The sequence below is a fragment of the Aeromonas sp. L_1B5_3 genome (genome assembly GCF_963866575.1).
In the GTDB taxonomy this organism is placed as follows: domain Bacteria; phylum Pseudomonadota; class Gammaproteobacteria; order Enterobacterales; family Aeromonadaceae; genus Aeromonas; species Aeromonas jandaei.
This window is the reverse complement of sequence record NZ_CAWMDN010000062.1, coordinates 1-222: the sequence shown is the minus strand read 5'-3', so window position 1 is coordinate 222 and position 222 is coordinate 1. Positions and strand designations below refer to the sequence as shown.

Below are 222 nucleotides of genomic sequence, written 5' to 3'. Positions count from 1 at the left end.
CGACAAACACAAACAGCTGCCCCTTGGGGCTGAAGTCCGAGGGCAAACTGCGGCGCATATCAGCAATAAAATCATCCGAGCTGCCATCATCTTCGTCATCCGACTCGCCTTCTGGCGTGCGACCGAACTTGTGTACCAGCGAGCAGATAAGCCAAGGGTTATGGGCATGCAGACGGGTCACCAGATCGGCACCGCTCTTGGTGCGCAGGATCTCCTCTTCCA

The 222-nt window shown here is 56.8% G+C and carries 1 protein-coding gene; it reads right to left on the bottom strand.

Annotated elements, in window-relative coordinates:
- A partial coding sequence (locus AACR93_RS03985; RefSeq protein WP_043852287.1) for a hypothetical protein occupies positions 1 to 222 on the bottom strand: 222 nt, incomplete at both ends.